Annotated in this window: 12 protein-coding genes and 3 pseudogenes; 3 read left to right on the forward strand and 12 right to left on the reverse strand. The window is 72.9% G+C overall.

Going from position 1 to position 16,888, the window contains the following annotated elements:
- Positions 1-588 precede the first annotated feature (588 nt).
- Positions 589-1,892: pseudogene (gene tyrS, locus BJF83_RS01990) on the reverse strand (tyrosine--tRNA ligase).
- A gap of 204 nt (positions 1,893-2,096) precedes the next feature.
- Here tyrS and BJF83_RS01995 point away from each other — a divergent pair.
- The 3 genes from BJF83_RS01995 to BJF83_RS02005 all read left to right on the forward strand — a co-directional run bounded on the left by BJF83_RS01995 (position 2,097) and on the right by BJF83_RS02005 (position 4,720).
- Positions 2,097-2,906: an alpha/beta fold hydrolase gene (locus BJF83_RS01995; RefSeq protein ID WP_075924945.1), complete on the forward strand. Its 810-nt coding sequence runs from the start codon at positions 2,097-2,099 to the stop codon at positions 2,904-2,906.
- Positions 2,899-3,525, forward strand: a complete 627-nt coding sequence (locus tag BJF83_RS02000; protein WP_083678380.1) for a TetR/AcrR family transcriptional regulator — start codon at positions 2,899-2,901, stop codon at positions 3,523-3,525. The genes BJF83_RS01995 and BJF83_RS02000 overlap by 8 nt, the downstream gene beginning before the upstream one ends.
- Before the next feature lie 463 nt (positions 3,526-3,988).
- A complete protein-coding gene (locus BJF83_RS02005; protein ID WP_075924947.1) occupies positions 3,989-4,720 on the forward strand; it encodes an HNH endonuclease family protein in 732 nt (243 codons plus the stop codon).
- Between the two features lie 102 nt (positions 4,721-4,822).
- Here the strand turns inward: BJF83_RS02005 and BJF83_RS02010 are convergent, their stop codons facing one another.
- The 11 genes and pseudogenes from BJF83_RS02010 to argH all read right to left on the reverse strand — a co-directional run bounded on the left by BJF83_RS02010 (position 4,823) and on the right by argH (position 16,811).
- Positions 4,823-5,329, reverse strand: coding sequence for a hypothetical protein (locus BJF83_RS02010; protein ID WP_075924948.1), 507 nt, complete (start codon positions 5,327-5,329; stop codon positions 4,823-4,825).
- Between the two features lie 138 nt (positions 5,330-5,467).
- A complete protein-coding gene (locus BJF83_RS02015; protein ID WP_394329287.1) occupies positions 5,468-6,424 on the reverse strand; it encodes an FAD-dependent oxidoreductase in 957 nt (318 codons plus the stop codon).
- A pseudogene (locus BJF83_RS30790) lies at positions 6,306-6,683 on the reverse strand (FAD-dependent oxidoreductase); the annotation flags it as partial. The pseudogene BJF83_RS30790 and the gene BJF83_RS02015, both read right to left, overlap by 119 nt.
- A gap of 47 nt (positions 6,684-6,730) precedes the next feature.
- Positions 6,731-7,207, reverse strand: a complete 477-nt coding sequence (locus tag BJF83_RS02020) for a DUF742 domain-containing protein (RefSeq protein ID WP_075924949.1) — start codon at positions 7,205-7,207, stop codon at positions 6,731-6,733.
- 19 nt (positions 7,208-7,226) lie between these two features.
- Positions 7,227-9,524, reverse strand: coding sequence for a nitrate- and nitrite sensing domain-containing protein (locus BJF83_RS02025; RefSeq protein ID WP_075924950.1), 2,298 nt, complete (start codon positions 9,522-9,524; stop codon positions 7,227-7,229).
- Positions 9,525-9,835: 311 nt separating this feature from the next.
- Complete coding sequence (locus BJF83_RS02030; protein WP_075924951.1) at positions 9,836-10,753, reverse strand: sirohydrochlorin chelatase; 918 nt, start codon at positions 10,751-10,753, stop codon at positions 9,836-9,838.
- Positions 10,754-10,908: 155 nt separating this feature from the next.
- Positions 10,909-11,526 carry an ATP/GTP-binding protein gene (locus tag BJF83_RS02035; protein ID WP_075924952.1) on the reverse strand — a complete coding sequence of 206 codons (618 nt, stop codon included), beginning with the start codon at positions 11,524-11,526 and terminating at the stop codon, positions 10,909-10,911.
- Positions 11,507-11,866, reverse strand: coding sequence for a DUF742 domain-containing protein (locus BJF83_RS02040; protein ID WP_143831760.1), 360 nt, complete (start codon positions 11,864-11,866; stop codon positions 11,507-11,509). Before BJF83_RS02040 ends, BJF83_RS02035 begins: the two co-directional genes overlap by 20 nt.
- Positions 11,867-12,020: 154 nt before the next feature.
- On the reverse strand, positions 12,021-12,455 hold the full coding sequence (locus tag BJF83_RS02045; RefSeq protein WP_075924953.1) for a roadblock/LC7 domain-containing protein: 435 nt from the start codon (positions 12,453-12,455) through the stop codon (positions 12,021-12,023).
- Between the two features lies 1 nt (position 12,456).
- Positions 12,457-15,035 (reverse strand): annotated as a pseudogene (locus tag BJF83_RS02050) (nitrate- and nitrite sensing domain-containing protein).
- A 375-nt stretch (positions 15,036-15,410) separates the two neighbouring features.
- Positions 15,411-16,811 (reverse strand): argininosuccinate lyase, encoded by a 1,401-nt coding sequence (gene argH / locus BJF83_RS02055; RefSeq protein ID WP_075924954.1) that lies wholly within the window; start codon positions 16,809-16,811, stop codon positions 15,411-15,413.
- Positions 16,812-16,888 lie beyond the last annotated feature (77 nt).

Below are 16,888 nucleotides of genomic sequence, written 5' to 3' on the forward strand. Positions count from 1 at the left end.
GCGTCTGCGTTTCCGCTTTGTTGTGTCTTTACTTTATCAGGTGTTCCGTGCCCCGCCAAATCGGCGGTTCCGGATCAACCGAACGGGATAAAGCACCCGTTTTGCCTCGTTCATCCCGGCGACTGGTCGTCAGGGTTTCGAATTCGGCTCCCCGAGCCTACCGGGCCCGAGCCAGTGCTCGAACCACGCCAACCGGGGGAAGACATGCTTGGCGGTCCGGTTCCGAGCCGACCCCACGGGCCGCTCGCCGTCCCGCAGCGACTCTTTCGAGTATAGGGAGGGATGGGTCAGACGTCAAGGCAGACCCCGGATCGGGTCGGAACCCGTGGATCCGGGGCCTCGTCGCCCCGCACGGGCGGCTTCTGAAGGCCCCTGGCGCGTGCGGTCCTCACACCAGGACCGGGTGCTCGCGCCGGCTACTGTCACTGTCAACCTGCTAGGTGCCCGGGACATTCCCGATCGAAACCCCCCGAGCCCCGGCAATCCTCGGTGCACCGCCGACCGTGTCCGTGGGCGCCCAGGCGCGGGCACGCGTCGGGGCCGTCGCCCTGAAGGACGCCGGCCCCGACGGACACGGCCGGGAGCGTCTCACCTCCTGGCGAGAATGACTCCGCCGACGTTGCGCTTGCCCCTGCGCAGCACGACGAACCTCCCCTGGAGGACGTCCTCCGGGGAGAGCCGCGCCTCGACGTCGGTCACCTTCTCGTTGTTCACGTACGCCCCGCCCTCCTGGATGGCACGGCGAGCCGCGGACTTGCTGTTGGTCAGACCGCTCTGGGCGAACAGTTCGGCGACGGTCGGCAGTTCCTCCACCGGCCCGGACACCTCGGCCTTGGGCACCTCGCACAGGGCGGCGTCCAGCGTGCGCGCGTCCAGGTCGGCCAGGTCGGCGCGGCCGAACAGCGCGAGACTGGCCTCGACGACCTTGCGGCACTCCTCCTGGCCGTGCACGAGCGTGGTGAGGTCCTCCGCCAGGGTCCGCTGCGCGGCGCGCGCCTGCGGCCGCTCCTCGGTCTGACGCTCCAGCTCCTCGATCTCGCTTCGCTCCCGGAAGCTGAACACCTTGAGGTAGCGGACGACGTCGCGGTCGTCGGCGTTGAACCAGAACTGGTAGAAGGCGTACGGCGACGTGAGTTCGGGGTCGAGCCAGACACTGCCGGTCTCGGTCTTGCCGAACTTGGTGCCGTCGGTCTTGGTGAGCAGGTTGGTGGTGAGTGCGTGCGCCTGACCGTGCGGCTCGTTGCCGTCGATCCGGCGGACCAGGTCCAGTCCGGCGGTGATGTTGCCCCACTGGTCCGAACCGCCGGTCTGGAGGGTGCACCCGTACCGCCGGTAGAGCTGGACGTAGTCGTAGGACTGAAGCAGCACGTAGCTGAACTCGGTGTAGCTCATCCCCTCACCGTCGAGGCGGCTGCGGACCGTCTCACGGGCGAGCATCTGGTTGACGCTGAAGTGCTTGCCGACGTCGCGCAGCAGCTCGATCGCGCTCATCTGCCCGAGCCACTCCGCGTTGTTGGCCAGGACGGCGTCCGTCGGCTCGGGCTGCTCTCCCTCGGGAGTGAAGCGCAGGAAGGCCGACAGCTGCGCAGCCAGATTGTCGACCCAGCCGCGCACGGTCTCGACCGGGTTCATCTGACGCTCGGCGGTGGGCTTGGGGTCACCGATCAGCCCGGTCCCACCGCGACCAGGGCGATCGGCCGGTGCCCCGCCTGCTGGAAGCGGGCCAGTGTGAGGATCTGGGTGAGGTGACCGACGTGCAGACTGCCCGCCGTCGGGTCGAATCCGCAATACAGGGTGATCGGACCATCGGCGATCGCCTTGCGGAGTGCGTCAAGGTCGGTCGTCTGCGCGAGCAGGCCGCGCCACTGGAGTTCGTCGATGATGTCGGTCACTGTGGTGCTCTCTGTCGATGAGGCGGGCCCCGGGCCCGATCTGCCTGGAAGTGTAGGCCGGGTGTTGCGGATGGTCACCTGACTTTCCTGCACCCCCACGCTATCCGGCGATCACCCGTTCACGTGTCGCGTGCCGGGCCCTTGACGACCTAAAGCTAACCGTCATAGCTTTTAGGCTACGAGCACTAGCCACAGGAGGAAGCCATGCACCACCTGCGACGTCCCCAGGGACGGATCGCCTACGACCTCCACGGCGCGGACAACGACGGCCCCCTCGTCGTCTGCGTCCCGGGCATGTTCGACCACCGCGCCTCGTTCCGGTTCGTCGGCTCCGCCCTCGCCGACCGAGGGTTCCGTGTCGCCGCCATGGACCTGCGGGGCCACGGCGACAGCGACGCCACCTTCGACGACCACAGCAACCGAGCCGCCGCGACCGACGCCATCGCGCTGGCCGAGGAGCTCGGCGGTACGGACGTGATCATGGTGGGCAACTCGCTCGGCGGCGCCGCGGTGACCATCGCCGCCCTGGAACGCCCCGACCTCGTCGCGGGGATCGCCCTCCTCGCCCCCTTCCTGCGCAACGAGGGGGACGGCGCGCTGAAGCGGCTGGGCCACCGGCTCATGCTCGTACGCCCGTGGGGTCCCCGGATGCTCGTCGCCTTCTACGACAGGCTCAACGTCGGCCGGACGCCGCGGGGCCACGAGGAACACAAGCGCCGGATCCGCGACATGCTGCGCCCGCGCGCCCACTACCGATCCGTCGTCGCCACCGTCCTCGCCCGCTCCGAGCAGATCCTGGACGCCGGTGGCCTCAGGGCGCGAGCCACGGTGATCGTCGGCGAGCAGGACCCCGACTGGCCCGACCCCGCGGCCGAGGCCGCCTGGGTGTCCTCCGTGGTCGACGGGTCCGTGGAGATGGTCCCCGAATGCGGTCACTACCCCCAGTCCCAGCGACCCGACGTCGTCGTGCCCGCGCTCCTGCGCCTGGCCGAGCAGGTGAGCGCCGGTGCCTAGGGCGGGACTGTCCCCGCGGCTGGTGGCGGAGGAGGCCGCGCGGCTCGTCGACGACCGGGGGCTCGACGCGCTGTCGCTCACCGCGGTCGCCCAACGGTTCGGGGTCGCGGTCCCCAGCCTGTACAAGCACGTGGACGGCCTGGCCGGGCTACGGCGCGAGGTCGCCCTGCTCGGCGCGGCCGAACTCGGCGAACGGCTGCGCACGGCCGCCACGGGACTCGCCGGACCCGACGCGCTGCGCGCCGTGGCCACCGCCTACCGCCGCTACGCGCACGCCCATCCGGGCCGGTACGCCGCCCTCCAGCGGGCGCCGGGCGACGAGGACCACGAGGCGCTGAAGGTCTTCGCCGTACCGGTCGAGGTGCTCACGGCCGTGCTGGCCGGTTTCGGCATCGGCGGCGGTCAGGCGGTGCACGCCGTCCGCACCGTCCGCAGCGCGCTCCACGGGTTCGTGGATCTGGAGACGCGTGGGGGCTTCGGTCTGCCCGAGAGCGTGGACGAGAGCTTCGAACTCCTGGTGGAGGGGTTCGTGCGGGCCGTCCAGCGCTGGCCCGACGCCGCTTCGGCGGGGGTGGGGACCGAGAAGGGCTCCGAAGGCGAACGACGGGGGAGACTCTGATGCTGGCCGGACACTTCGGCGTCGCGGGGATCGTCAAGGCCTGTCGCCCGGCGCCAAGGCCGGGAACTACGGCAAGGAGGGACCGGCGCGGCGGAAGCGCGTGGAGTCCACGCCGGTGGAGTTCCGCGCCGACGCGGCCCAGCCCTACGACGCACGCAACCTGCTCTGGACCAGCGCACCGTCTCGCTGTGAACCTTCCAGGACGTTCCGAGCCGGCCACGGGCATCGCTGTACAGCGCGGGCGTCGGTCTGCTCCTGGTGGGCTCGTTCGCGTTCGGCCTCCTCGCGGGGTGCCCCTCCCCCGCCCGCCCCTCCGTGCGCTCCCGCACCGACCTCACCCGCCCACACACGGTGCGACCCAATGGTCTGCGCGGGCGTTCCCACACAGCATCGGAATGCGCCAAGCTGGTGGTGCCCGGGGCACCCCCGCGCCCGGGGAGACCGGACCGGGTTGGAGCCCCCCATGTCCAAGAAGATCCTGACCGGCGTCGCCGGCGTCCTCGTCCTCGTGGCCGCGCTCGCGCTCTATCGACTGGGCGTCATCGACCTGGCGCCGGACGAGACCGGCCAGCAGCGAAGCGGTGACACCTCGCCGGGCGCGACCGCCACCGACGGACCAACCTCAAGCGCCGCCGACGGTCCGGACGCGGCCGGATCCTCCGACGCGGGCACCGCGCTCACCCTCCTGGAGGAACTCCGTGTGGCGGAGGAGAACGACCCGCCCGGCTACGACCGGTCCCTCTTCCCCCACTGGGACACGGGGGTCCAGGACGACTGCACCACCCGGCAGGCGGTCCTCCTGCGCGCCGGCGAGGCCGTGGAGGTCGACGAGGACTGCCAGCCCGTGTCCGGCACGTGGTACAGCGTCTACGACGGCGAGACCCTGACCGAAGCGGGAGACCTGGACATCGACCACATGGTCCCGCTCAACGAGGCGTGGCGGTCGGGAGCGGCCACCTGGGCCACCGAGGAGCGTCGACGCTTCGCCAACGACCTCGACGGCCCCCAGCTCTGGGCGGTCAGCGCGTCCAGCAACAGGTCCAAGGGCGACGCGGACCCGAGTGACTGGCTGCCTCCTCTTGAGTCCTTCCACTGCGAATACACGGCGCACTGGATCGAGGTCAAGCACACCTGGAATCTGGCCGTCGACCCGGACGAGGAGGAGGCCCTGCGCACAGTACTGGCTGGCTGCTGAGTCGCGGAGGAGGGCGTCCCCGCTGACGACGTCTCGGGCCTTGGCTGATCGTGGCGGGTTGCCTCCGCCGCCCGTGCCGCCGGGGCGCGGTCGGCCTGCGCGTCAACCCGCGACGGTCGGGCCGACCCCCCGCGCGGTCGCCAGCAGTTCCTCCTCGCCGAGGAGTCCGAAGGTGTCCCGGACCTCCACCGCGACCCCGGCCTCGGGGCTCCAGAAGGCCTCGATCTCCCCGAACAGCCCCGGCGTGCCCCGGTTGTCGAACGGGGTGAGTTCCCAGGCGTGCGGTGCGCGCTCGTGGTATTCGGCCAGGAAGGCACGGACGGCGTCGAGATCGGTGAGCCGCTCCCCCCGCATCACCAGGACCTGGAGCACCACCCGGAACCCTCCCCCTTCCAGGGGCCTCTCCCACACGCGAGTGGCGAAGGACACGTCTCCCCACGCGTAGTCGAACTCGTCCGCCGTCGTCCGCTCGTCGACCTGCGCGGGCAGGTAGCCGACGGTGAAGCCGTCCACGTCTCCTCCTCCGGGGGCGCCGGCGGCCGGGGCCGCCGCGAGTACCAGCGCGAGCACGGCCAAGAGCGCCGCCGCGAACCGTCCGACCATGGTCATGGGCACCTCCGACGGAGATCACGGGTCCCTCCCGATCCTCCGCCTCCCTCCATGGTCCGACCCTTCCAGGCCCTCCACCAGAGTGCTCTCGAACCTGTGGACAACGCCGTTCCGACACACCCCAGGCCCGTTCCCGCCTCAGCGCACGGGCACGTGGCGGTCGGCGAGGAACTCGGCGATCGCCAGCGCGGACGTGGCCGCGGGCGAGGGGGCGTTGCGCACGCACACCACCCGCCCGTGGGTGTCGACCCGAAAGTCGTCGAGCAGGCCGCCGTCCCGGCCCAGTGCCTGCGCGCGGACGCCGGACTCGGCGGGGCGCAGGTCGGCCGCGGAGATCTCGGGGACGAGCCGACGCGCCTGGCGCGCGAAGACGGCGCGCGAGGACGACACCAGGACCTCGCGGGCGCCCATCGTCCAGTGGCGTCGGGCCAGCCGCCAGAATCCGGGCCAGGCGAGGGTCTCCGCGAGCTCGCGCGGGACGAGGTCCCGGCCGCGGTAACCCTCGCGCGCGGTCGCGAGGACGGCGTTGGGTCCGGCCATGACCTCGCCGTGGACGTGGCGGGTCAGGTGCACGCCCAGGAACGGGTAGCGGGGGTCGGGGACCGGGTAGACGAGGCCGCGCACGAGGTGGCGGCGCTCGGGGACGAGTTCGTGGTAGTGGCCGCGGAACGGCACCGTCCTCGGGTCGGGCGCCGCCCCGGCCATGCGCGCGAGTTCGTCGCCGCGCAGGCCGCCGCAGACCACCAGACGGTCGAAGCGGTGGATGCGCCGTTCGCTCTCGGGCGTTCCGGTGAGCGCCTCGACGCGTCGTGGTCCTGGCGCAGGTCGATGACGGGTGTGTGGAGCAGGACGCGTCCTCCGCAGCGGCGCACGTCGTCGGCGAGCTGCTCGGCGACGGCGACGAAGTCGGTGATCGCGTGGTGGGCGAGTGCAGTGCGGCGAGCCCGCGGGCGTGGGGTTCGACGTCGCGCAGGCCCTGGGGGCCGAGGCGGACCACGCCGGGGACGCCGTTGGCCTCGGCGCGCCGCTCGATGTCCTCCAGCCGCGCCTGGTCGTGGGCGTCGGCCGCGACCAGGACCTTGCCGACCTCCTGATAGGGCAGGCCGTGTTCGGCGCAGTAGTCCTTGAGCAGACCGACTCCGCGACGGCAGAGGGTGGCCTTGAGCGAGCCGGGCCGGTAGTACAGACCGGCGTGGACGACGCCGCTGTTGTGGCCGGTCTGGTGCGCGGCGACCCGGTCCTCCTTCTCCAGGACCGTGACGCGGACGCCGGGCCGCTGGAGGGTCAGCCGCCGGGCGAGGGCCAGTCCGACGATTCCGGCCCCGATGACGCCGATGTGTTCGGTGCTGCGCATGGCGGAACGCTAGCAACTCCGCGCCGGAAGGCTCGGCCCCGGGGCGGTCAGAGTGAGCGCAGACCCACCAGGACGGCGTGGAGGATGTCCTGGCGGTCGAGCGGTCGGGAGGGGCCGCAGACCTGGAGGGCACCGTCGTCCACCAGGTCGGCGACGATGGCCCGGACCTGTCCGACGGGCAGCCGGACCTCGACCGCCAGTTCCACCAGGGTCCGCGCGTGCCGGGCGTGTTCGAGGATCGCCGCGCGCTCGGGGCGCAGCCACTCGCCCCGGCCGGGTGTCCGCGCGGCGACGACGTGTCCCACCAGGTCCGCCCCCCGTCCATGGTCACGCGCCCCCGCCCCGTCGGGGTGGCCCGCGTCGACCGCGAACGGACGCAGGAACCGTTCCCTCCCGGCCTCGCCGCCCGCTGCCGCCTCGGGCCACGGGGCCGCGCTGAGGGAGTCGTGGACGGTGACGCGCGGTGCGTTCCGCACGGGCACGCGCGGCGCGGCGACGCCGCGGGCGTGATCACGTCCGGCCATGGACCGGGCCCGGGAGCCGTCAGAGTTCACCGTCGCCCCCGGGTGGTGTGCGGTGCGTGACCTGCGGTCCGCTCGGCTGCTCGGGGTGCGGGCGGGGGGGTGCCGTGCCGCGGGGGGCGCCAGCCCGGTCCGCGAACGCGGGATCGGGCCGCCAGTCCGGTTCCGGCGCGGAATCCTCCGACTCGCGGTAGGGATACGGCACCGGGGTCGCCGGGCCGTGGTCGGGCGGCGGGACCGGACTTGTGGGCGCCTGCTCAGGGGGGACCGCCGGTCCCGTCGGGGTCGGGCCGGGATGCCCGTGGACGGGCACGGGCGGCGAGGGATCGGGCACCGTGTTCTCCGAGGGTTCCAGGAGGGTGTCCGGGATGAGCGTGGTCGCCCGTGTCCCGCCGTACGGGGACGGGCGCAGCCAGACCCGCACACCGTGCCGACCTGCGAGTCGGGCCACGACGAACAGCCCGAGACGCGGGTCCTCAGGCACGGCCATCACGTCGAACTCCGGAGGCTGGTTCAACGTCCGTTCGGCCGCGGCGTACCCGTGCTCGGACATGCCCAGGCCCCGGTCCTCGACCTCCACCATGAGCCCGTCCACGACCGGCGTGCAGCTGACGTCGACGGGGGTGCCCGCCGGCGAGAACTGGGTGGCGTTCTCGATCAGCTCGGCCAGCAGGTGAACGACGTCCTCGACCACCTGCCCCTGCATGAGCGCGCGCGGCGCCGAGGTCAGCCGCACCCGCTCGAAGTCCTCCGTCTCGGCGATGGCGGCGCGCAGGACGTCCACGAGCGGACGCGGGTGGCGCCACCGCCGCGCCGACTGCCCGCCGCCGAGGATGATGAGGTTGTCGGCGTAACGACGGGCCCGCGTGGCCAGGTGGTCGAGCCGGAAGATCCTGCGCAGCGCCTCGGGGTCCTGCTCGTGGTACTCGATCTCGTCGAGCAGGCGCAGCTGGCGCTGGACCAGCGTCTGGTTGCGGAAGGCCACGCCGAGGAAGGCCCGGTTGGCGCCGCGCCGGATCTCCGCCTGGCGGACGGCCGCCTCCACGGCGGCGACCTGGGCGCTGTCCAGGGCCTCGGCCACCTGGCCGATCTCGTCGTCCCCGCACTCGTCCAGCAGGGGCAGCTCCTCGTGGACGTCGACCCGCTGCCCGCGTTGCGCCCGTTCGAGGATGTCGGGTAGGTCCTCGTCTCGGTCGAGGATCTGCTCGCGCAGGCGTGCCAGGCGGTCGGTGAGGCGGCGCGAGGAACGGCCGACGACGGCGATCGCGGCGACCCCCATGCCCAGGGTGGCCACCGCCGCCGCCACACCGAGGGAGACGCGCAGCAGCGCGGCGCTCCACGCGAGGTCGACGGTCCGCTCGGTCTGTGCCCTGGCCAGCCCGTCCAGCACCAGCGCGGCGGCGGCCGAGGAGCCGTCCCACTCGATGCCGGTGACCTCGATGTCGGTGTTCCACGCGGCGGACGCCGAATCGTCCACGGGGTCGCCCTCCCGCGCGTCGGTCTCGGCGATCGGCGGCCGGGTCACCACACCGCGGCTGAGCCGCTCGGCCCGGCTCCAGGAGTCCAGGTCGAGCATCTCCTCGTAGCGGGTCCGCACGGTGGGGTGCATGACCGGGCCCGCGCCCTCCAACGTGTCGCGGTAGGCGGCGGTGAGGTAGGTGAAGTGGGCGGTCTCCTCGTAGCTCATCTCACCCGCCGCGATGACCCCGGCCAGGAGGGCGTCGGCCCGGGCGAAGTCCGACCGGGCGCCCAGGAGTTCCTGGGTCAGGACCGCGTCGGTGAGGTTCTCGCCGCCGTCGGTGGCGTGGATGAGCGCGATGGTGGCGTCCTGGACGTCGTCGAGGACGTCGCCGTAGCGCATCAGCGCCTCGTCGCGTCCCGTGGCCCGTTCGTCGATGTCGGTGCGCAGCGCGGCCACCGACGCGGAGGTCTCCTCGAAGGCGGCCGCGCTGCGCTCGACCGCGTCGTCGCCCGCCGTCCGGGTCCGCGCGGCGGTGCCGACCGCCTGGGCGAGGCTGGCGTCGGTCCGTTCGCGCTGCTCGTCGAGGGCGGCACGCAACCGGTCATCGGCCACGCCCCGTTCCCGCAGGCCGAGATGGACCACGGACAGGCGTCGCTCGGCCCGCAGTTCGTTGGCGGTCTCGGCGTAGGCGCGCGATCCGTCCCTCGCCTGGGAGACCGCGCCCATCAGTTGGACCGCCCGAACCGTGCCGACGGCGGCCACGACGAGCCACAGCGCGAGGAAGCACAGACTCGGGATCAGCACGATTCGGGTCAGCTGCGCGCGGATCGTGGACGCGCGGTGGCGGGTTCTACGCATGGCCCCCTCCAGCCTGTGGGTCCGCCGGGCTCCTCGGCGGGGTGCGTCTGCGGAGTGCGGTCGATGCGAGGCTATCGGAGTTTCATTGCCCTACGCTGTCAAACAATCACGACTAGTTATCCTTTGGTGTGAGCGCGACGCCACGGACGCGCGCCAACGCCCGGGGTGTCCGGTTCGAACCCTTGGTCACGGGTGCGGACACGCGTGAGGGCCATCCGTGGCACGGATGGCCCTCACCGAACTCTCCTCACCGACGCGGCGTGTCGCGACCCTGCCGCGACGTGTCCGATCCCGCCGCGCACCTACCCCGATCAGGACTCCGGGCGGTGCCGGGAGCCCACCGGCGCGGGCAGTTCGTCGATGGTCGGCGGCTGCTCCACCCCCAAAGAGTTGAGGACCTCGGCGTAGCGCAGGGCCGCGATCTTGCCCAGGAGACTGTCCGCGCCCAGCGGCGTGCCCAGCCGTGCCCCGAACCGCTCGGCGAGTGCCGTCAGCTCCGCCCGGCGCAGCTCCGGCCCCAGGGCGCTGGGCGCGATCACCGGACGCTGGCACCCGCCCCGGCGCAGCTGACCGACGGTCTGTTCCAGCGCGGCCTCGCTGTCCAGGTCTGTGGGCAGGACGGTCAACCCGAGTCGGGCCGCGAGGAGGACCGCGCTCACCCCGGCCGCTCCGACCGCCCCCTCGCCACCGACCGCACCGACCACGACGCCGTCCGCCATCGTGGTGTCCCGCGCGACCACGCTGATCAGGCGCATGCGGTCGGCCCGCACGTACCCGGCCTCGGCCAGGCGCAGGTGCAAGACCTCGGCCAGCATCGGATGCGGGCCGAGCCCTTCGGTGATCCGCACGTTGGCGCCGGTGGCCCCCACGGCGGCGGAGATCGACCGGGCCACGCCCTCGTGCGGCGCGGTGACCAGCGGCACCACGATCCCGCCCAGTGGCCGCTCCCCGCCCTCGTCCAGATCGGTGAGCGCCTCGGTCAGCGTCTGCCCGTCGCCCTCGGTGTGCCCGTACCGGATCGTGACCTCGGGTCGGTAGGCACGCACGAGATCGGCCATCCGCGCGCCGATCGACCCGCCGTCGGCGTCCCTGGCCTGGTCGGCCGTACCCGGGACCGCCATGACGAGGGTGGGGGTGCCGAACCAGTTGTCGAAGGACAGCGGGTTGCGGTGTCGACCAGAACGACGCTTGGGGAGTTCGCGTGGAGGAAGTCGGTCTGAGTTTCGCATACCAGGATTCAGATGAGAGGCGGATGGGGCGATCAGGGCAGATCACGGCCAAGGTCACTGCCGCGACATTGTAGCGTTCAACACCGCGTTCACGGGCGTGTCTCCCGAACGTATACCGGGCCCACCCGCCCACCGGGCGCCGGGGGCGGCCGGACTTATCCGCTCAGCGCCGGACTCCGCACTCTGAGCACGTGCGTGACCAGCTCGACCAGCACCTCCTTGCACGACTCCCGGACTCGGGCGTCGGCCAGCAGGATCGGCACCCCCTCGGTGACGTCGAGTGCCTCGCGCACCTCCTCCACCCGGTAGTCGTCGGCACCGTCGAACCGGTTGACCGCGACCACGAACGGCACCCCCCGCCGTTCGAAGAAGTCGACCGCGTGGAAGCAGGTGTCGAGCCTGCGCGTGTCCGCGAGCACGACCGCGCCGAGCGCCCCCTCTGACAGTTCGTCCCACATGAACCAGAAGCGGTCCTGGCCGGGCGTGCCGAACAGGTACAGCACGATGTCCTCGTTGATCGTGATGCGGCCGAAGTCCAGGGCGACCGTGGTCGTCGTCTTGTCCTCCACCCCTCCGGTGTCGTCCACCCCGTAGCTGGCCTCGGTCATGAGCTCCTCGGTGCTCAGCGGGGCGATCTCGCTGACGGAGCCGACCATCGTGGTCTTGCCCGCGCCGAACCCCCCGGCGACGATGATCTTGACCGCCTGCGGGATCGGCTCCTGTTGGAGCGGCTCGCGGGCCCCCGGCCTGGTCTCAGAGTCTGCGGATGCCATCGAGTACCGCCTGAAGTACTTTCTTCTCGGGAAGCTGGGTCACGGGCACGGCGGCCCGGGTGCGAACGTCCCCCTCGGCGACGAGGTCGCCCAGGAGCACCTTCACCACGGTCAGCGGGACGTCGAGCCGTGCCGAGATCTCCGCGACCGAGATCGGCCGCCGGCACAGCCGGACGATCTCCCGCTGCTCGGGTTCCAGGGGCCGGTCGTCCCGACCGCGGGCGGCGACGACGATGGTGATCATGTCCAGCGGCGGCCCGAAGTCGCTGGGGCGGGTGCGCCCACGCGTCATCGTGTAGGGGCGGACCAGCGATCCTCCCGGGGCGTCGCCCGCGAGCACGCCCGCCGAGGGCCCCTCGGAGCTGGGATGGGTCCTCCCCCTGTACCAGGCTCGGCCGGGCCGCCGCCCGACCCCCGCCCCGACCGTCCGGTGCCCGCCCCCTCCGCGGGCACCGGACCGGGCAGGGCGAGGCCCCGTTGTTCGCCCGACGTGTTCACGAACCGGTCCCTCCCATGGCGCTGAGTCCCGCGGGCCGCCGGGGCGCGGCCGTGAGGAACTGCCCCACCCTCTTGACCCGCAGGTTCATCTCGTAGGCCACCAGACCGACGTCGGCGTCCTCGCCGGCCAGCACGGCGAGGCAGGCCCCCGCCCCCGCCGCGGTGACGAAGAGATAGGAGTGCTCCATCTCGACCACGGTCTGACGGACCTCGCCGCCGCCGAAGTGCCGCCCGGTCCCCCGCGCCAGGCTCTGGAACGCGGACGCCAGTGCCGACAGGTGCTCGGCGTCCGCGGGGGTCAACGCCCGGGAACGTCCCAGGGACAGCCCGTCGGCCGACAGCACGATCGCGTGGTCCGCACCGACGACGCGGTCCACCAAGTCGTCCAACAACCAGTCCAGGTTGTCCGCGGCCTTGCTCTTGCCCACCATCTCAGTCGCTCTCTCCCGTGTGATCGTCGGCGCTCGCACCGACCTGACCGTCACTTGCGTGTTCGCTCCCGTCGACGTCCTCGGCTCGGCCCCGCCGTGTGCCCGCGCTGAAGGCGTCCATCAGTCGGCGGGCCTGCTCCGGAGTCCTGCCCTGCGCCTTCGGTGCGGAGTCCGCGCCCCGATCCTCCCTGAGTTGCGGTGCGAGGCTGGCCTGTCGCCTGCGCCTGGGCAGCCCGGGCCGGTCGGGGCCGCCGCCCACCCGGCCGCCGCCACGAGCGCCGCCGGTCCCGCGCCGCGGCAGGCGCGTGGCGTCGCCCGCCGGACGGGGATCCGCGTCCTCGCCAGCGGCGGGGTCCGACAGGTCATGGTCGCCCGCGGCGTCGGCTCCGCCGTCCGCGACCGCCAGATCGGGCACCTGGCGCAACACTGGCGCCCCGGACACGCGTGGAGCACGGTCGACACCGCCGCCGTCGGAGTGGGGCGGCACCGGACGCAGGAGGGGACGCTGCCGACCGGACGGACCTCCCGCGGCGGCCAGCAGGTCCTGTGACCGGTGGGCCTCGCGCGGCCCGCGCTCGGCTGGCTCGCCGGGCGGCGCCGCACCACCGATCCTGGAGCGTTCGGACCCGGCGCCGGGGGTGGAGGTGATCAGGGCTGAGGGGATGAGGACCACCGCGCGCGTCCCCCCGTACGGCGACGAGCGCAACTGGACGCCGATGCCGTGTTTGTGCGCGAGGCGGGCCACGACGAACAGCCCGAGCCGGGCGTCGGTTCCCGGGCCCATCACGTCGAACTCCGGCGCCTCGCTCAGGGTGGTGTTGGCCTTGGCCAGGGCGTCCTCGGTCATGCCCAGCCCGCGGTCCTCGACCTCGACGGCGACGCCCTTGGGCACGGTCTCGGTGGCGATGGTGACCTCGGTGTGCGGGGGGGAGTAGGCGGTGGCGTTCTCGACGAGTTCGGCGAGCAGATGGATGACGTCGGCGACCGCCGCCCCGGCCAGCGAGAGTTCGGGCGCTGACGCCACCCTGACCCGCGCGTACTCCTCGGTCTCGGAGATGGCCCCGCGCAGGATGTCCATCAGGGGGATGGGGTGGCGCCAGCGGCGACCGGGCTGGGCCCCGCCCAGGATGATCAGGTTCTCCGCGTGGCGGCGGCCCCGGGTGGCCAGGTGGTCGAGCTGGAAGAGGCTCTCCAGCAGGTCGGGGTCCTCCTCTTCGCGCTCCACCCGGTCCAGGAGCTGGATCTGGCGCTGCACGAGCGACTGGTTGCGGTGGGCGATGCCGAGGAACACCCGGTTGACGCCCGCGCGCAGGTCGGCCTGCTTGACGGCGGCGCTGACCGCGGTGCGCTGTGCGATGTTGAACGCGTCGGCGACCTGCCCCACCTCGTCGTCGCCGTGGTCGAGCTGCTTCATCTCGGCGTCGAGGTCGACGGTGTCCCCCGCCTCCAGGCGTCGGACGATGCGGGGCAGGTCGGAGCGGGCGGTGCCGAGCGTCTCGGCCCGCAGTTTGGCGAGGCGGTACGTGAGCCTGCTGGCCGAGCGGGCGGCCACACCGTAGGCGAGGGTGCCCGCGAAGAGGGAGATGATGCCGCCGCCCAAGGCGAGGGTCAGCATCCAGGAGCTGGCGTCCTCGCCGGCGGTGACCACGGAGGAGGTGCGGGTCTCGATCACCGCGCCGAGGTCGGTGGTGACGCGGTCGGCCGCCTCGCGCCACCCGTCGAGTCCCGAGGGCGGTGTGGTGCCGCGGGTCGGCTCGGCGGTCAGGGGGTCGATGGCGACGGGGGGTTCGTGGCGGGCGAGGGTGTCGGTGATGTCGAGGGCCGCGCGCCAGGCGTCGCTCTCGGCGAGGGCGAGCGCGGTGGGGACCCCGGGACCGAGCACGGCCCGGCCGGGGCGGGCGGAGGTCACGCGGTGGCGGGTGTCGGCGGCGAGTTCGGCGACGCGCAGCTGGTCCTCGCGGGTGAGGCGGTCCCACGCCAGGATCGCGCTGACGCGCGCGTCGGCGTGGCTGAAGCTCTCCATCGCCCACATCAGGTCGGTGGCGGCGGAGGCCTCGGCGGAGGCGGGTCCGTCGTCGAGGGCGCGCGCGATGCTGGAGTAGAGGCGGATGCGTGGTGGACGGCGGTGGTGTAGGCGGCGAGGGTGGCCTCGGTCTCGCCGGGGTCGACGAGGTTGTCGTCCCGCGTGGACTCGACGTCGTCCAGCGAGGCGAAGAACGCGTCGATGAGGTCGGCGACGCCCGGTTCGTCGCGCGAACCCAGGCTGCCGCGCAGGTCGCGGACGCGGTCGAGGGAGGCGTCGGTGGACTCCGCGGCGTCGGCGAGGGCCCGGCGCGACTCGGGGCCGGGGTCGGCGAGGAACTCGACGCTGAGCCGGCGCTCCTCCTGGAGGCGGCCGAGCGCGTCGGCGAGTTCGATGCCGTCGCGTCCGTCGTTCACGGCCGCGCGGAGGGACACCGCCTGGACGAGCGTGGCCGTGCTCAGAACGGCGAACAGAGCGAGGAAGGTGATGCTGGGGATCAGCACCATCCTGTTGAGCTGTGCTCTGATGCCGTGCCCGGCGGCGCCCGGCTGTCCCATCGCACTCCTTCCCCACCGACTGGTCGCGGGCACCCGGTTCGGCGTCGCCGCGCCCGGCGGACCGACCATCCGACGCGTCCGTCACGCGGTGGACCGAGCCCGGGGGCGCGCGATCCCGCTGTGCGCGGGGAGTACAGACAAGGCCACGTTTGGTGCCCGCAGATTCAGGACGCTACCGCACGCGCCCCCCGGGTACTGGGGGAACGCCGAAATGGACGGGGAGCGGGCGGTCCGGGCCGTGGAAGCGGACGCGCTGGGAGGGTGCGCGATCCAGGCGGGGCTGCTCCGCTGGCGTCCTGGGCGGTTCGCGGACGGGGGCGACGCGCGGGCGGGCGCCCCCCGGAGGGAGGCGCCCGTCGACGGTGTGGGCCGCCGCTACTCGGCGAGCCAGCCGTCCTGGTGCCCGGCGACCCCGGCGAGCAGGCGTTCCAGCTGTTCGGCGACGCGGACGGGGGCGGTGCCGCCCCTGCCCGCGCGGGAGGCGAGGGAGCCCTGGACGGTGAGGACCTCGCGCACCTTCGGCGTCAGGTGCCCGGAGACGGCCGCGAAGTCCTCGTCGCTCAGGTCGGGCAGGTCGATCCCGCGCTCCTCGCACAGGCGTACGCAGGACCCGGCGATCTCGTGCGCCTCGCGGAAGGGCACCCGCTCGCGGACAAGCCACTCGGCGATGTCCGTGGCCAGGGAGAAGCCCTGCGGCGCCAGCTCCGCCATGCGTTCGGTGTGGAAGGCGAGCGTGGCGATCATGCCGGTCATCGCGGGCAGCAGCAGGTGGAGGCTGTCGACGGCGTCGAAGACCGGCTCCTTGTCCTCCTGCAGGTCCCGGTTGTAGGCGAGCGGGAGCCCCTTGAGGGTGGTGAGCAGACCGGTGAGGTCGCCGACGAGTCGGCCCGCCTTGCCCCGGGCGAGTTCGGCGACGTCGGGGTTCTTCTTCTGCGGCATGATCGACGAGCCCGTGGAGAACGCGTCGTCGAGGGTGACGAAGGAGAACTCCTTGGTCGCCCAGAGGATGACCTCCTCCGACAGGCGGGACAGGTCGACGCCGATCATGGCGGTGACGAAGGCGAACTCGGCCACGACGTCGCGGGCGGCCGTGCCGTCGATCGAGTTCTCCGCCGAGGCGGGGAAGCCCAGTTCGGCGCCGACCGCCTCCGGGTCCAGGCCCAGCGACGATCCGGCGAGCGCCCCCGACCCGTAGGCGGACACGGCGGCCCGGCGGTCCCAGTCGCGCAGGCGCTCGACGTCGCGAAGCAGCGGCCAGGCGTGCGCCATCAGCTGGTGGCCCAGGAGCACGGGCTGGGCGTGCTGGAGATGGGTGCGGCCGGGCATGGCGGCGTCGGGGTGCGCCGCGGCCTGGTCGGCCAGGGCTTGGACCAGCGCCAGGACCTCGTCGGCGATGGAGCGGGCCTCCTCGCGCAGGTACATGCGCACGAGGGTGGCGATCTGGTCGTTGCGGGACCGTCCGGCGCGCAGCCGTCCGCCGAGTTCGGGGCCGACCCGTTCGATGAAACCGCGCTCCAGGGCGGTGTGCACGTCCTCGTCCTCGAAGACGGGCGTGAACGCGCCCGAGGCGACGTCGGCCTCCAGGCGGTCCAGCCCCTCGGTCATCCGGTCGAGTTCGTCGGCGGTGAGCAGCCCGGCCCGGTGCAGCGCGCGGGCGTGCGCGCGTGATCCGGCGATGTCGTGGCGGGCGAGCCGCCAGTCGAAGTGGGTGCTCAGCGAGAGCCGGGCCAGCGCCTGGTCCGGGCCGCCCTCGAAGCGGCCGCCCCACAGGCGCAGTGCCTCGGGCTGGCCGGCGCTGGCGTCTCGGTGCCGGGCTGATCGGCCATGGTGGTCTCCTTCGGTGGAACGTGGTC

Origin of the sequence: Nocardiopsis sp. CNR-923, assembly GCF_001942255.1 — a bacterium.
Lineage (GTDB): Bacteria > Actinomycetota > Actinomycetes > Streptosporangiales > Streptosporangiaceae > Nocardiopsis.

Coding starts and splice junctions, on each gene's coding strand:
- BJF83_RS01995 (WP_075924945.1), top strand. CDS start 2,097: ATGCACCACCTGCGACGTCCCCAGGGACGGATCGCCTACGACCTCCAC.
- BJF83_RS02005 (WP_075924947.1), top strand. CDS start 3,989: ATGTCCAAGAAGATCCTGACCGGCGTCGCCGGCGTCCTCGTCCTCGTG.
- BJF83_RS02010 (WP_075924948.1), bottom strand. CDS start 5,329: ATGACCATGGTCGGACGGTTCGCGGCGGCGCTCTTGGCCGTGCTCGCG.
- BJF83_RS02020 (WP_075924949.1), bottom strand. CDS start 7,207: ATGGCCGGACGTGATCACGCCCGCGGCGTCGCCGCGCCGCGCGTGCCC.
- BJF83_RS02025 (WP_075924950.1), bottom strand. CDS start 9,524: ATGCGTAGAACCCGCCACCGCGCGTCCACGATCCGCGCGCAGCTGACC.
- BJF83_RS02030 (WP_075924951.1), bottom strand. CDS start 10,753: ATGCGAAACTCAGACCGACTTCCTCCACGCGAACTCCCCAAGCGTCGT.
- BJF83_RS02035 (WP_075924952.1), bottom strand. CDS start 11,526: ATGGCATCCGCAGACTCTGAGACCAGGCCGGGGGCCCGCGAGCCGCTC.
- BJF83_RS02045 (WP_075924953.1), bottom strand. CDS start 12,455: ATGGTGGGCAAGAGCAAGGCCGCGGACAACCTGGACTGGTTGTTGGAC.